Genomic DNA, 14,880 nt, shown 5'->3' with positions numbered 1-14,880 from the left:
CTGGAGATTGAGTGATGACCGAACAAGACCTTCCCCTGCCCATCGGCCACTTTGTGACACTGGACAGCGGCCTGCGCCTGCACTTTCTCGACGAGGGCAGCGGCCCGGTCGTATTGTGGTTGCACGGCAGTGGCCCGGGCGCCAGTGGCTACAGCAACTTCAAGGGCAACTATCCGCAGTTTGTGGCTAACGGCTTTCGCAATCTGGTGGTGGATTTGCCGGGCTTCGGCCGCTCCGACAAGCCGGAAGATGTGAACTACGACCTGGCGTTCTTCGTCAACGCCATGTCGGGCTTTCTCAAGGCAGTGGGGGTCAAGCGCGCCACCTTGCTCGGCAATTCCCTGGGCGGTGCGATTGCCCTGGGCCTGGCGCTGGCTGAGCCGGAGCGCGTCGAAAAACTGATTCTCATGGCGCCAGGCGGTGTTGAAGAGCGCGAAACCTACTTCAAGATGATCGGCATCCAGCGCATGGTCGAGCTGTATAACGCAGGCCCGCTGGGCATCGAGCAAATGCGCCGGATCATGAGCCTGCAACTGTTCGACACCGCGCTACTGGACGACAACCTGCTGGCCGAGCGCGTGGCCGTGGCCGTGCATCAGCCGCGCAATCTGTTCAGCACCATGATGGTGCCCAACATGACCGAGCGCCTTGAAGAGCTGCAGGCACCGATCCTCGGGTTCTGGGGCACCGACGACAATTTCAACCCCGCATCCGGCGCGCTTAAAGTGCTGACCCACGCTCCCAATGCGCGTTTTATCATGCTCAATCAGTGCGGCCACTGGGTACAGGTCGAACACCGCGACATGTTCAACAAGGCGTGCCTGGAGTTCCTGCGCGGCTAACCGTATACCTGCATGACCTGCGGCTGCCTGCGGGCGGCCGTAGCCCTTCCAGACACCCGCTCGGGCTGAAATAACAATGACAAAATACCCTCAGTTACTGGCACCCGGTCGCATAGGTTCTCTTGAACTGCGCAACCGCATCATCATGGCGCCCATGGGCTCCAACTTCGCCGAGGCCAATGGCCAGTGTGGCGAGCGCATTCAGGCCTATTACGAAGCCCGCGCCCGTGGCGGCGCCGGGCTATTGATCATGGGGGTGTGCTCGGTGGCGTTTCCGGCCGGGACCGCCGAGCCATTCCAGGTCGGCGTTTCCAGCGATGACTTTATCCCCGGTTTGAGCCGACTCGCCGAGCGCGTCCACCAGCACGGCGCAAAAATTGCCATGCAGTTGCAGCACGCCGGCAAGACGGCAGTGCGCGACATGGCCGAAGGCCGGCAACTATGGGTGCCCTCGGTGCCGCCAGTGCTGCAAAGCGACATGATGGCCGCGCTGACGCCCGAAGAACTGGCCAACTTTGTCAGCTCCATGAAGCGTCGCGCCGAAGGCTCACCGATCCGTGTAATGGACAGCGCCGATATCGCGCAGATGATCGAGTGGTTTGCCAGTGCCGCCGACCGCGCCAGGCGAGCGGGTTTCGACGGTGTGGAAATCCATGCGGCCCACGGCTACATTATCGCCGGTTTCCTCTCCGGCTATTACAACCAGCGTGAAGACGAGTACGGCGGTTCGCTGGAGAACCGTGCCCGGCTGCTGCTGCAAATCATCGCTGCAATACGGGCCAAAGTCGGCCATGAATTTGCCGTATGGCTGCGCCTGGATGCCGAAGAACTGCACACCCCCGGCGGCATCAATCTTGAGGATGCCATCGCCGTGGCACGCATGGCCGAGGCGGCAGGTGTAGATGCGGTCAGCGTATCGGCCACTGCGCGCATCACCAGCGGCGTGGTGTTTACCGAGGCACCACTGGTGCACAAGCCCGGGGGGTATCTGGAATGGACCGCTGCGCTCAAACGTAGCGTGCAAGTCCCGGTGATTGCCGTGGGGCGGATCGAGCCGGAGGTCGGTGAAGCCGCCCTCAAGCGCGGCGACTGCGACTTCATTGCCATGGCCCGCAAGTTCCTCGCCGACCCGGACCTGCCCAACAAATTGCTCAATGATCAGGAAGCGAGCATCCGCCCGTGCATTTACTGCTACGTGTGCGTGAGCCAGATTTTTATCAACGAGCGGGTCAAATGCGCGGTCAACCCCATGACCGGCCATGAGTTCGAATACGTCATCGGCCCCACTGCCACACCCAAGCATCTGGTGGTGGTGGGAGCCGGGCCTGCCGGGATGGAAGCCGCACGCATCGCCGCGTTACGCGGCCATCGCGTGACCCTGCTCGAGCGCAGCGACCGCCTCGGTGGCACGCTGTTTTTCGCCGGCCTCGCCTATGCCGAAAACGCCCGCCTGCTGGAAAATCTCAAGGCGCAGGTGCAGCAGTCGGCGATTGATATCCGCCTCAACACCCTGGCCAGCCCTGCCCTGCTGCGCGACCTGGGTGCCGACCAGGTGCTGGTGGCCGTAGGTGCCGAACGTGCGGCACCGGCCATCCCCGGCGCCGATCAGGACCATGTCTGGAGTGGCGACGAGCTGCGCCGTTTGATGACGGGTGACCGTGCTGAAGAAATAGCCAAACGCAAACTGTCCTTCACCCAGCGTGCACTGATGAAGGCCGGCAGCCTGACTGGCGTTACTGACAGCCGTGAAGCCATGGAAAAACTGTCGCGGGTGTGGATGCCGCTGGGCAAGCGCGTGACCATTATCGGTGGCGGCCTGGTAGGCCTGGAGCTGGCGGAATTTTTGATTGCCCGCGGACGTCAGGTCACCGTACTGGAAAGCGGTACTCACCTGGGCCGGGAGCTGGCCATTGTGCGGCGCTGGCGGGTGCTGCATGAAATTCGTGTGCATGGCGGCGAGTTGATCACCGGGGCCAGCGTTACGGCGATCGACGGCCACAGCGTGCGCTATCAACTGGCCGATGGCACTTCGGCGCAGAGTGACGCCGACTCCGTGGTACTTGCCATCGGCGCCCAGCCCGATACCGGACTGCTCGACGAACTGACCCGAGCGGGGTTGAGCGCCAGCAGCATCGGCGACTGCCACAGTATCGGCTATATCGAAGGCGCAATCAGCGCCGGGCACAAAGCCGGACGCGAGGCCTAGCGGTTCATCTGTGGGAGCGGGCTTGCTCGCGATGCAGGCGGCGCGGTATAGCGGTTGAACCGCGTCGATGCCATCGCGAGCAAGCCCGCTCCCACAACCGCGATTACCAGGTTCTTTCCAACAAGCTGTCGAACATCGCCTGGGCCGCCGACGAAAGCTCATGGCCTGGCTTGGTCAAAACGCCAATGGCCCGCTCCACCACCGGCTCATGCAAGGTGATGCAGCAGGCTCCCAGCTCACGCATCTGTTCGGCACACAGGGCCGGCACCACGCTCACGCCCAGCCCGCTGGCGACCATGCGGCCCACCGTGGCCAACTGATGGCTTTCAAATTCAACCGGCAATTTCATCTGCCGCGCCTGCAAGTGTTCTTCCAGCAGCACCCTCACCGCAGACGGTCGTTGCAGAGTGATAAAGGGCTGTTCCAGCAGGGTCTTCCAGTCGATCAAGTCAAGCCCGGCCAGTGCCGAGTCACGGGGCACCACGGCGACAAAACGGTCCAGATACAGCGGGGTGAACGTCAGCGACGAAGCCCCCGCCGGCTCGAAAGCCACACCCAGCTCCACCTCCCGGTCACGCACCATCTCCAGTACCTGTTCGTTAATCACATCGTTGACCGTGACGTTGACCTTGGGATGACGCGCGCGAAAATTTTTCACAATGGCCGGCAGCAAGTTGCCCGAAAAAGACGGGATGGCGGCCAGGGTGACGCGCCCGCGCTGCAGGGTGAAGCGCTGGCGCATTTGGTCTTCGACATTGTCCCAGTCAGCAATCAAACGCCGGGCCAGCGGCAACAGCGACTCGCCCTCCGGGGTCAGGGCGACATTGCGCGTGGTGCGACTGAACAATCGCCCGCCCAGGCCCTGTTCCAGCGCCTTGATGGTCAGGCTCAGGGCCGACTGCGACAAATGCAGACGTTCGCAGGCCACGGCAAAACTCAGGCTTTGGGCCACCGCAAGAAAGGCACGGATTTGTTTTACGGTCATGGCCAGGCCTCAGGCTTATTGATTTGTTTTATCTATTAATCCGACGCAAAAATCAACTTATCAAATCAATGATACGCAGTAACACTCATCACCAATGGCTGAGCACAGCCGGCGAACAATAAAAGAGGTGCATATGGCAGGTTTCGACAAGCGTGTGGCGTCCTATGAAGAAGCCCTGGCCGGGCTCAAGGATGGCATGACCGTGATCTCTGGCGGCTTTGGCCTGTGCGGCATCCCGGAGAACCTGATCAACGAGATCAAGCGCCAGGGCATCCGTGACCTGACCGTGGTATCCAACAACTGCGGAGTCGACGGTTTCGGCCTTGGCGTACTGCTGCAAGACCGTCAGATCCGCAAGGTCATTGCCTCGTACGTCGGTGAAAACGCCCTGTTCGAAAAACAGTTGCTCAGCGGCGAAATTGAAGTGGAACTGACCCCGCAAGGTACGCTCGCGGAAAAAATGCGCGCCGGCGGTGCCGGTATCCCGGCGTTTTTCACCGCTACCGGGGTCGGCACCCCGGTCGCCGACGGCAAGGAAACCCGTGAATTCAAAGGGCGCGCCTATTTGATGGAAGAGTCCATCACCGGCGATTTTGCCATTGTCAAAGGCTGGAAAGCCGATCACTTCGGCAACGTAATCTACCGTCACACCGCGCAGAATTTCAACCCGCTGGCCGCTACGGCGGGCAGGATCACCGTGGTTGAAGTCGAAGAAATCGTCGAACCCGGCGAGCTGGACCCGACGCAGATCCACACCCCAGGCATCTACGTCGACCGGATCATTTGCGGCACGTTTGAAAAACGCATCGAACAGCTCACCGAGCGCGACTGATCCTCTGCCCACCCTGCCCCAAGCTTTTGAACCTGAGCACGGAGAACAAAAATGGCTCTTACCCGCGAACAAATGGCACAGCGCGTCGCCCGTGAAATGCAGGACGGTTTCTACGTCAACCTGGGTATCGGTATTCCGACCCTGGTTGCCAACTACATCCCCGAAGGCATGGAAGTCATGCTGCAATCGGAAAATGGCCTGCTCGGCATGGGTGCCTTCCCCCGCGTCGGTGAAGCCGACGCCGACATGATCAACGCCGGCAAGCAGACTGTGACTGCGCGCACCGGGGCGTCTATTTTTTCCTCGGCAGAATCCTTCGCAATGATCCGGGGTGGCCATATTGATCTGACCGTACTCGGCGCATTTGAAGTCGATGTACAGGGCAATATCGCCTCCTGGATGATCCCCGGCAAACTGGTCAAGGGCATGGGCGGAGCGATGGACCTGGTGGCCGGTGCCGAGAACATCATCGTCACCATGACCCATGCGTCCAAGGACGGCGAGTCCAAACTGCTGGCGCGTTGCAGCCTGCCACTGACCGGCGCCGGATGCATCAAGCGCGTGCTAACCGACCTGGCCTATCTGGAAATCGACAACGGCGCCTTCATCCTCAAAGAACGTGCCCCAGGTGTCAGTGTTGAAGAAATCGTCAGCAAAACCGCCGGCAAACTGATCGTCCCCGAGCATGTGCCCGAGATGCAGTTTTAACCGAAATTCCTGTAGTTACTCTGTTACCGGTCAAGGGCTCTTTGTAACAGCTGACTCGCAGCCTTCGTTCCTCGGCAGCGACTACAGAAACACTGCAACTGTGGGAGCGAGCCTGCTCGCGAAGGTCGTTCGCGAGCAGGCTCGCTCCCACAATAGGGCTGGACCTGCAACAGAGTATCTCCAGAGACTGCCAGCTCACTTTTTTTCAGGATTTTTCGCACAGGTTGTCAATTGTTGTGTGATGGTTGTGATCTGCTTGATCTTGTTTTTTAACTGATACGTTGAGTACATATCCGGCATTTGTGTCTAACTGGAATTTTGCTTTCGCCCTTACGGCGAGTCCCTTTTTGAAGGACCAAAAAGGAACCAAAAAGTCCTCGCCCCATCGTACGGCCTTCGCTACGCTCAGGTTCCCTCGCTCCGGTCCTGCTCCGTGGGCACGCCGCCACGGGCCATCCATGGCCCATCGCGGCTCTCCCGGCATCCATGCCGGTCGACCCACTCCACAGAACCTCCTCTCGGCCTCCCGGGAGGGCTGGCAGATCAAAAGCACTGCGCCACGAGGCGGCCGACCGGCCGGCCTGTTCGGTTCGTGTGTAGTTCCTCGACAGCGACTACAGAAACACTCGCTCCCACAATAGGACTTTACCTGCAACAGAGTATCTACAGGTGCAAGCGTGATCCGAGTGTGAACTCTGAAGCCGCAGCGGCTGCAGGACTCAAGACTTCACACCTCGATTTTTTTACCCGGATTTGCCCGGGCCCAATCACCCGACCATTCGCAGCCACCGGTTGCATCAAGGCCAGCGGCTGTTCGGTGGCGGTGTCCACCAACTGCGAGGGCTGTGACAGTGCGTCAAACACCAGCCATGGCCCAGCCCGCGTAGTCGCCTGCATCAAGGGCATGGTTTGTCATGGCCGCTCACATATTTGTCCTGCTGCGATGAAGGCCGGTGGCTAGTCTTTTTCGAGACCACCACCCACGCCGCAACCACTCATCGGAGCAAATCATGCTGGCATATAACAAGGCTTGCAAATCGTCTCCAAATGGAGACAATCATTAATGAACCACGAGATACGGCAAACCATAATTTTTGCTGATTGGCTGCTGAATTAAAGAGACATGCGTGCACGGATCGCCATCGCCCGAAGAATTGACCGGGTATCAACCGGCAGCTTGAGTGACTTCAAATCCGTGGGCAATGGCGTATCTGAGCTGCGCATTGATATCGGCGCAGGCTATCGGGTGTATTTCACCTTGCGCGAGGTCTCGATCGTGATTTTGCTGGCCGGGGGTGACAAGTCCACACAGCCTGGCGATATCCGCCAGGCGCATAAAATGGCAAAGGAGATTTAACATGACCACTACGCTACTGCCCTTCGACATGGCACAGCTGCTGAACAGCGATGAGGCCATCAGTGAATACCTGACTCAAGTGCTTGCCGACGGTGACACTGACGAACTGATCCGCGCCGTTGGCTACGTTGCAAAAGCTCGTGGCATGGGGCAAATAGCCAATGCCACCGGGCTTGGTCGTGCCAGTTTGTACAAGGCTTTCGCTGCCGGTGCCAAGCCCCGCTTTGAAACCGTGATCAAAGTGATGCGCTCCCTGGGTATTGATTTGCAGGCTACAACCCAGGGCAACAGGCCTTGAATTAATGCGGCGCCTGCTCTTCCCTGACATCCGGAATGGTCAAAATCCGCTTCAACAGCTCTGCCGTCTCAACCCGGCTGGTTCTTTTGAACTCCACCGTGATGCTCTCGGTCCCCATGTCCGGCCCCTGCTCAACCACCACCTGCTTGAGTCGCGCAGCATCCTCACCGAGAAACTCCTCAAGGCTCTGGCGATTCACCACCCCAAGAGGGGCCACCAGCTTGATCACATGGACCTTTATATAATCGCGATAGCGGTGCTCGATAGGCCCGATGGCAATCAAAATGGCCAGAATCAACACGGTCGCAGCTACGCCCAGCACATACATACCGCCGCCAATGGACATACCGATAGCCGCCACTGCCCACAGGCTCGCCGCCGTGTTCAAGCCCTTGATTACTTCGCCGCGCATCATGATCGACCCGGCCCCGAGAAAGCCGATGCCGGTGACAATTTGCGCAGCAATCCGCGAAGGATCCAGTTGCGTGCCCGGCTGGGTCAGCGCCTGTTGGAAACCAAATGCCGACACGGTCATAAACAAGCATGCCCCGGTCGCCACCAACATGTGCGTCCGCAAACCTGCTGTCCAGAATTGATGCTCGCGCTGCAAGCCAATCAAGCTGCCGAGCACCGCTGCCAGCAGCAAACGGCCAATCATTTCCCATTCTGAAATCATCCCAACCCCTCTAACCAGAGCATCTGCCTGCGCAGTAAGTGCCCACAGCATAGTCAAGGATCGGCACTGTGCCGGGCTGAGTTATTTGACCAGGCGCACTTCCTTGGATGGTCGATAGCCGAAATAGGCGCTGTAGCACTTGCTGAAATGACTGGGTGAGACAAACCCGCATGCCACTAGGACATCGACTTGAGACAGCTCGGTGTGCTGCAGCAACCGCCGCGCTTCAGTGATGCGCAGTTCCAGGTAATAGCGCTGCGGCGTGGTACCCAGTTGCTCCTTGAACAGGCGCTCGAGCTGACGTCGGGACCGGCCGACATAAACCGCAAGCTGTTCAAGCTCCAGAGGGTCCTCGAGATTGGCGTCCATCAGCTTGACCACTTCGCGCAAGGGCGCACTGACGCAGATATTTTCCGCCGGTTTGATCCTTCGGTAGCGTGACTCCTCGAACGCCAGAATATCCTCGATGCCTTCCACCAGCGCCTTGTCATGCAGGCCCTTGATCCAGCCCAGAGCCATCTGGAAGGCTCCGGCAGGACTGGAGGCGGTCATCCGGTCACGATCGATAACATAGGGTTCGCTGGTGACCTGCGCTGCCTTGGCCACTTCGGTCAGTGCCGGGCGATGCTCTGGGTGGATTGCGCAACGATAACCGTCCAGCACCCCGGCACTGGCGAGAAACCAGGCGCCGTTCCATAACCCGCCCAGCGTGATACCCGCACGCGCAGCCGTCCTGAGCAGGCTGCTCAACTCATCGTTGAGCTTCAACTCGGTCCGGTAACCCCCGCAGATCACCAGCAGGTCCAGTTCATGGATCATCGCCGGATCAATACACGCATCGGGGCGGATCACCAGGCCCAGATCGCTGACCACCTCACCGTCGCTCAAGCCATAGGTGCGCGAAGAAAACAAACCGGCACGCAGCAGGTTGGCGGTAATGATGGTGTCCAGCGCCTGGGTGAAGGCCGGCAGCGAGAAATGCTCCAGCAACACAAAACCGGTACGCACCATGGGCCCTGGCTCTATGGCACTGTCTTTGAGGTAGCGAAGGTTCTTGCCCTTCATGCCGGTGCTGAATTGACGTCGTTCGGTCAAGATTCGATCCGTTTCTTGTGTATTTATAAGGCGCAATGCTAACCGTAGGCAGGTGAAAAAGCTCCTGCCTCAGCTCTCCTGCTTCCCCACCCTGATAGGCCGATACTCCCAGACCGCCTGGGAGTATCGGCCGATGCGCAACCTGACGCACAAACCCATAGTTGAGATCTGTCGCAATAAATCCCCAGCGGTCAGCTCTGTGACCGGAATCAGCCAGGAGAGCGTCATGGCTATCATCTTGAACAGCAGTATCACGGTCGATGAAACGAGCGGTTTGCAGAACGCCGCCACCTCCACCGATATCGAAGATATCAACGATAACGACATCACCGTCGCGGCCATCAATGGTACCGATGATACCGGCGACCTGCCCTTCGCATTCGAGTCCCGTCTGTTCACTCTGCTGGGCGCCACACCGGTCAAGAATGCGGCGCTGAGTGGCTATACCGGCGCCGCCGGCAACAGCGGTGCCGACCTGATCACCATCACCGGTACCTACGCGGACCTGGCCTTTACCGATGCCCAGGGCAAGGCGCTGGGCGACCCGACCAACGCCAACAGCGGCTCGGACTGGAGCGGCCTGTATACCCTCGATGGCACCAGAATCTTTCTTTATACGGACACGACCAACAATATCGTGCTGGGCCGTGCCGGCACTGAAGGGGCGACACCCGCACCCGAGGACGACCTGGCAGATCCGGGCGGTACTCTTATTTTTGCTGCCTATCTGGAGGAAACCGCAACCGGGGCCAAGGTCTGGATGGTGCAGCAAGAACCGCTGCTGCACCCGGACACCGCCAACCCCGATGATGTGGTCGACATGAGCAACCACCTCTGGGTAACCGCCAGCCAGGATCTGGCTTTTGATTTCGCCGGTTTGCCCTCCGGGCAGAACGGCTTTCTGATGTTCAAGGCAGGTGGCAGTACCACCGGCCTGATCGTTACCGGCATGGACCCGGATCAGGTACCCGCCAATCAGGCTGACACCGTCAATACCAGCCAGGGTGCCGGCCCTACCACCATCGGCACCAACAGCCAGGGGATCAAGGCTGGCGAAGGCATGATCTTCAGTTTTGTGAGCAACCCGGACGCGCGTTACACCGTGCCAGACCTGACCCATGGTGAGGCGACCAACGAAAGCAATATCCTGTTTGGCGGGCTCTTCGCGGCAAGCGGCGCAACCATTGTCATCGCCCAGGCCACCCCCCCGAAAACCTGTGCGGCCACTATCAGCGCCTTCACCACCGGCCTGGAGGTCGGATCGGCTTACTATGACGGCCTGCTTGACGGTAATGGCCATGCGGTAAACGGGGCAGACAATCTTGGCTATATCGCCAGTATCACGGTGATCGGTGCCAATGGTGTAGCCATCGCCGGTCTGACCGGGGTCACGACCAACACCACGCTAGGCAGCATCAGTGTGACCTTCAACACCAGCAATGGCGGCCTTGACCGCACCGCAACGATTGTCGGCTTCGAAGCCAACTTCTCCCTGCAATACACCGTTGATGGCACCCACAATCGCGTGGTAATTGAAAACAGCGGCACCGGCAACTCCACGTTCGATATCGGCGGTTTCCATCTGCCCAATGTGGTGGCCGTGCCTCAGGATGTCGGCAGCCTGTTTAACTTTGAAGACGACGGCCCTGCCGCCGCGGGGCTGCCGGTAACGGCACTGGTGGATGAAGACAGTCTGATTGGCGGCATCGATGGCGGTGTCGGCGACGCGGGCCTGCTGGTTCCGGCATCGGCCTCAGGCACTGTAGCCACTGTATTCACATCCGGTACTGATGCGCCGGCAAGCTACTCCTTGTCCAACGACACTTCCGCCGTGCAAGTAGTTGACAGCGCCGCGACTGCGGTGGCGCTGGCCTCCAAGGGCGAGGCGGTTAAATATGACGTGATCGGCAACACCCTGTGGGGCTATGTCGGTGCCGCTGCTGAATACGTCGCCGCCACTGACCGCGCGGTGTTCAAGCTGGAGCTGACCAATACCTCTGACGGCAGCTATACCTTCACCCTTCTCGATCAACTCGACCACCCGGATACGGTGGGTGGCGACAACAGCGAAAACGAACTGCTGCTGCAGTTGGGTTCGGTGTTCAAGGTCACCGACAAGGATGGTGACTCGGTCACCGCTACGGCGCAGAAACTGGTAATCACCGTGGATGACGACACCCCGATCGCCACACTGAACCCGCTCACGGGGACGGTGGACGAAGACGGTGTGCTCGAAGGTGCGGCTAACGCTGGTCCCGGTGATGGTATCGCAGGCGGCACAGGTGATGTGGCCGGGGAGATCGTGCTTGCCAGCGGCAATGTCAGTACCCTGTTTGCCTCCGGTGCGGACGAGCCACTGAGCTATTCGCTGACCACCAATGGCCTGTCAGCCCTGGGGCTGAAAAGCGCCGGAGTGACCGTCACCTATGCGGTCGCCTTTGATGCCATCAGCAGCACCTGGCTGCTCACTGCATCAGCCGGAGCAGGCAATACGGTGTTCACTTTCAGTCTGCACACAAGCACTGGCGCCTATGCCTTTACCCTGGTGGATCAACTCGATCATGCCGCCGGCCTGAACGAGAACGATCTGACCATCGCCCTTGGCACCGCCATCAACGCTACCGACTTTGATGGCGACACGGTAACGGCAGCCGCCAACGGCCTGGTGATCACGGTGAACGATGATACCCCTGTCGCCACGGTCAATCAGCTCACGGGCAGCGTGGACGAGGACGGTGTGGTGGAAGGCACGGCTAACGCCGGCCCCGGCGACGGTATCGCCGGTGGTACCGGGGATGTGGCCGGGGAAACCGTATTGGCCAGCGGCAACGTCAGCACCCTGTTCCAGTCCGGCGCGGACGAAGCGCTGAGCTACTCGCTGACCACCAATGGCATGGTGGCCCTGGGCCTGCAAAGCGGCGGCGTGGCCGTCAGCTATGCGGTCGCCTTTGACGCAGGCAGCAACACCTGGCAGCTCACGGCCTCGGCCGGAGCAGGCAATACGGTGTTCACCTTCAACCTGCACGCCGCAACCGGCGCCTATGCCTTTACCCTGGTGGATCAACTCGATCATGCCGCCGGCCTGAACGAAAACGATCTGAGCATTGCCCTCGGCACTGCCGTCAATGCCACCGACTTTGATGGCGACAGTGTGACCGCAGCGGCCAATGGCCTGGTGATTACGGTGAACGACGATTCACCGATCGCTTCCATCAATCAGCTCACCGGTACGGTGGACGAAGACGGTGTGGTGGAAGGCACGGCTAACGCCGGCCCCGGCGATGGCATCGCCGGTGGTAGCGGGGATGTGGCCGGGGAAATCGTATTGGCCAGCGGCAATGTCAGTACCCTGTTCCAGTCGGGTGCAGACGAAGCCCTGAGCTATTCGCTGACCACCACCGGCATGGCAGCACTGGGCCTGATGAGCGGCGGCGTGGCCGTCACTTACGCGGTCGCCTTTGACCCAGGCAGCAACACCTGGCTGCTCACGGCCTCGGCCGGAGCTGGCAATACGGTGTTCACCTTCAACCTGCACGCTGCAACCGGCGCTTATGCCTTTACTCTGGTGGATCAACTCGACCATGCCGCCGGCCTGAACGAGAATGATCTGACCATCGCCCTCGGCACGACCCTCAACGCCACCGACTTTGACGGCGACAGCGTGACGGCAGCGGCCGATGGCCTGGTGATCACGGTGGATGACGACACGCCACTCGCATCGATCAATCTGCTCACCGCCACGGTGGACGAAGACGGTGTACTTGAAGGCGCGGCCGACTCTGGCCCCGGTGATGGTATCCCGGGCGGTACCGGGGACGTCGCCGGGGAAATCGTATTGGCCAGCGGCAATGTCAGCGCCCTGTTCCAGTCCGGCGCAGACGAGCCGCTGAGTTACTCCCTGACCACCAATGGCCTGTCAGCCCTGGGCCTGAAAAGCGGCGGGGTCACGGTGACCTATGCCACTGCCTATGACGCGGGCAGTAACACCTGGTTGCTGACCGCTTCTGCCGGGGCCGGCAATTCGGTGTTCACCTTCAGCGTGCAAGCGGCGACAGGGGCCTATGCCTTTATGCTGCTCGATCAACTCGACCATGCCGCCGGCCTGAACGAGAACGATCTGAACATCGCTCTGGGCACTGCAATCAACGCCACGGACTATGACGGCGACAGCATCACGGCCGCCGCCAACGGCCTGCTGATTACCGTGGATGACGACTCGCCCGTGGTCACCGCCAAGTCCAATGTGGTCTATGCCAACGCCAGCAACCCGACTCCAGGCGGCACTGGCGTATTTGCCTATGACATCGGCGCGGATGAGCGCCTGGGAACGGTCTACAGCTCTGCAAACAGCGACCTGTCCGTGAGCATGGGAGACAGCACGGTGGGCACCACCGCCATCAGCAACAAAGTGGTGACATGGGCCTCGGAGTCAGACACCAGTGCGGTGTTTAACCTCTCCTTCACCTATGTTTCCAACAACCCGACGCTGGGCGCGCTGACCAACGCAACCGGTACCATGACCTTTGACAAGGTGGCAGACACCTACACCTTGAGCCTGACGGACGATATCGACAGCTTCAGCATCCTGAAAACCTCCGCAGCACAAGGCTTCACCGGCTACAACATTGGCGGCACAACGCCGATCAACCAGCAACCGCCGGTGTCGGTGGCCAAGCTGGCCGACGACTTCTTTGTGCAGTTCAGCGGTTTCGCCGAACAGGGTTCAGGCACCGGTGCCAATAACATCATGGCCGGTGGCAACAGCGCCTTCGTCCCCGGTGAGCTGTTCTCTGCCGCCACCTCCTGGGTCAGTGTTTCCGGGACCGCCGCCGGCGTGGCCGGTGACACCATCCAGCAAGGCGAGGTAATGGACCTGGACTTCTTCACCGCCAGCCCGTTCGGTGATACAGCCGCAGCGCCCACAGCCACCAGCAAAGGGATCTACGTCAAGTTCGACGGCATCGGCAGCGAGGACCTGGTACTGGTGCTCAAGCTTATCGATCCTGACGACAACAGCCAGATCACCCGGGCGATCATTGTCGACAGCGAAGACATCATCATAAAAAACGCCTCGACTTCACCCAATAACTTCCATCCGATTGCCAACCCCGCAGCCTACGGGATCACCCTGGATCAGAACGACGGTGCGGTGATTATCGAGAGCAACGACTACAACTTCGGCGGCGAGAACTACCTGATCCAGGGCCTGCAGGTGCTGGATTCCACCGAGGGTGTCAGCGGTAGCGGCTACAACCTCAATGGCAATGTGGGCGTCAGCGGGGTCAGTACCGGCAGCACATTGACCTTCAGCAACGAGTCCGGCGAGGGCAGTAAAAGCAACCCTGTAGAAGCCGGTGAAGCGGGAACCTGGGATGGCGATGTGATCAAGATCACTGACCTCGGTTTTGTCACCTCGACCACCCCGGATGCCCATCTGGCCTTCAACGTCGTGGTGACGGATGCGGATGCCGATTCAACCGCAGCCCAGACCCTGAATGTGACCATCGAAGGGGACAAAACCTTCACCGGTGGTGTGGGGACCGACACCTTCAACTTCAGCGGCCTGGATACCGATAGCTCACTGACTGCGGCAACGACAGTGATCTCCTCCGGCTTCACTTCCGGGGTGGACACGCTGAACTTCCCGACCGCAGGCACAGGGGCGAACTATATGGAAGTGGCGGCCCCCGCGGCCAACGTGGCAGCCTTTATTACCGCCGCCGATACGGCGCTCAATGGCACCACCAACTACTACTTTGGCGTCGTTGGAGGCGACGGCTATCTGGCATACGACGGTGATGGCACGGGGATCACCGGCATTATCAAGTTGGTGGGTGTGACGGATATCGCCCCGACTGACATTGTGTAAATGTCGCAGCAG

General features: G+C 60.0%; 10 protein-coding genes. 7 read left to right on the top strand and 3 right to left on the bottom strand.

The features are described from left to right. Positions 1 to 14 precede the first annotated feature (14 nt). Together GHN92_RS02710 and GHN92_RS02705 are read left to right on the top strand one after the other, a co-directional pair. A complete protein-coding gene (locus tag GHN92_RS02710; protein WP_095000427.1) occupies positions 15 to 842 on the top strand; it encodes an alpha/beta fold hydrolase in 828 nt (275 codons plus the stop codon). A 76-nt stretch (positions 843 to 918) separates the two neighbouring features. Further along, positions 919 to 3,048, top strand: a complete 2,130-nt coding sequence (locus tag GHN92_RS02705) for an FAD-dependent oxidoreductase (RefSeq protein WP_153326150.1) — start codon at positions 919 to 921, stop codon at positions 3,046 to 3,048. A gap of 103 nt (positions 3,049 to 3,151) precedes the next feature. Here GHN92_RS02705 and GHN92_RS02700 read toward each other — a convergent pair whose 3' ends face one another. Then, on the bottom strand, positions 3,152 to 4,033 hold the full coding sequence (locus GHN92_RS02700; protein WP_153326148.1) for a LysR family transcriptional regulator: 882 nt from the start codon (positions 4,031 to 4,033) through the stop codon (positions 3,152 to 3,154). 133 nt (positions 4,034 to 4,166) lie between these two features. Here GHN92_RS02700 and GHN92_RS02695 point away from each other — a divergent pair, with 133 nt between their 5' ends. From GHN92_RS02695 to GHN92_RS02680, 4 genes are all read left to right on the top strand, one after another. After that, entirely contained in the window at positions 4,167 to 4,865 is a 699-nt protein-coding gene (locus tag GHN92_RS02695) for a CoA transferase subunit A (protein ID WP_095018047.1), read from the top strand. 51 nt (positions 4,866 to 4,916) lie between these two features. Then, positions 4,917 to 5,573, top strand: coding sequence for a CoA transferase subunit B (locus GHN92_RS02690; protein WP_095000431.1), 657 nt, complete (start codon positions 4,917 to 4,919; stop codon positions 5,571 to 5,573). Between the two features lie 1,123 nt (positions 5,574 to 6,696). Next, the gene (locus GHN92_RS02685; protein WP_218580723.1) at positions 6,697 to 6,930 is read left to right on the top strand and encodes a type II toxin-antitoxin system RelE/ParE family toxin; all 234 of its coding nucleotides are present in this window, start codon (positions 6,697 to 6,699) and stop codon (positions 6,928 to 6,930) included. Between the two features lies 1 nt (position 6,931). Next, positions 6,932 to 7,228, top strand: coding sequence for an addiction module antidote protein (locus GHN92_RS02680; RefSeq protein WP_153379321.1), 297 nt, complete (start codon positions 6,932 to 6,934; stop codon positions 7,226 to 7,228). A gap of 1 nt (position 7,229) precedes the next feature. On the opposite strand, the gene GHN92_RS02675 is transcribed toward GHN92_RS02680, so the two are convergent. Together GHN92_RS02675 and GHN92_RS02670 are read right to left on the bottom strand one after the other, a co-directional pair. Further along, positions 7,230 to 7,904, bottom strand: coding sequence for an MgtC/SapB family protein (locus GHN92_RS02675; protein WP_095000434.1), 675 nt, complete (start codon positions 7,902 to 7,904; stop codon positions 7,230 to 7,232). A gap of 81 nt (positions 7,905 to 7,985) precedes the next feature. Next, positions 7,986 to 8,999 (bottom strand): GlxA family transcriptional regulator, encoded by a 1,014-nt coding sequence (locus tag GHN92_RS02670; RefSeq protein ID WP_178102590.1) that lies wholly within the window; start codon positions 8,997 to 8,999, stop codon positions 7,986 to 7,988. 226 nt (positions 9,000 to 9,225) lie between these two features. Here GHN92_RS02670 and GHN92_RS02665 point away from each other — a divergent pair, with 226 nt between their 5' ends. Beyond that, a complete protein-coding gene (locus tag GHN92_RS02665; protein ID WP_178102589.1) occupies positions 9,226 to 14,868 on the top strand; it encodes a DUF5801 repeats-in-toxin domain-containing protein in 5,643 nt (1,880 codons plus the stop codon). Positions 14,869 to 14,880: the final 12 nt, after the last annotated feature.

It is taken from the genome of Pseudomonas sp. FSL R10-2964 (genome assembly GCF_009600035.1).
Classification (GTDB): domain Bacteria; phylum Pseudomonadota; class Gammaproteobacteria; order Pseudomonadales; family Pseudomonadaceae; genus Aquipseudomonas; species Aquipseudomonas bubulae.
Note: the sequence above shows the minus strand (reverse complement) of the source record. Positions and strands in the feature narration are given on the sequence as shown.

Bases quoted from the DNA above. Each gene is read 5' to 3' on its own strand.
- GHN92_RS02705 (WP_153326150.1), top strand. From the start codon at position 919: ATGACAAAATACCCTCAGTTACTGGCACCCGGTCGCATAGGTTCTCTT.
- GHN92_RS02690 (WP_095000431.1), top strand. From the start codon at position 4,917: ATGGCTCTTACCCGCGAACAAATGGCACAGCGCGTCGCCCGTGAAATG.
- GHN92_RS02675 (WP_095000434.1), bottom strand. From the start codon at position 7,904: ATGATTTCAGAATGGGAAATGATTGGCCGTTTGCTGCTGGCAGCGGTG.
- GHN92_RS02665 (WP_178102589.1), top strand. From the start codon at position 9,226: ATGGCTATCATCTTGAACAGCAGTATCACGGTCGATGAAACGAGCGGT.
- GHN92_RS02710 (WP_095000427.1), top strand. From the start codon at position 15: ATGACCGAACAAGACCTTCCCCTGCCCATCGGCCACTTTGTGACACTG.
- GHN92_RS02685 (WP_218580723.1), top strand. From the start codon at position 6,697: ATGCGTGCACGGATCGCCATCGCCCGAAGAATTGACCGGGTATCAACC.
- GHN92_RS02695 (WP_095018047.1), top strand. From the start codon at position 4,167: ATGGCAGGTTTCGACAAGCGTGTGGCGTCCTATGAAGAAGCCCTGGCC.
- GHN92_RS02700 (WP_153326148.1), bottom strand. From the start codon at position 4,033: ATGACCGTAAAACAAATCCGTGCCTTTCTTGCGGTGGCCCAAAGCCTG.
- GHN92_RS02680 (WP_153379321.1), top strand. From the start codon at position 6,932: ATGACCACTACGCTACTGCCCTTCGACATGGCACAGCTGCTGAACAGC.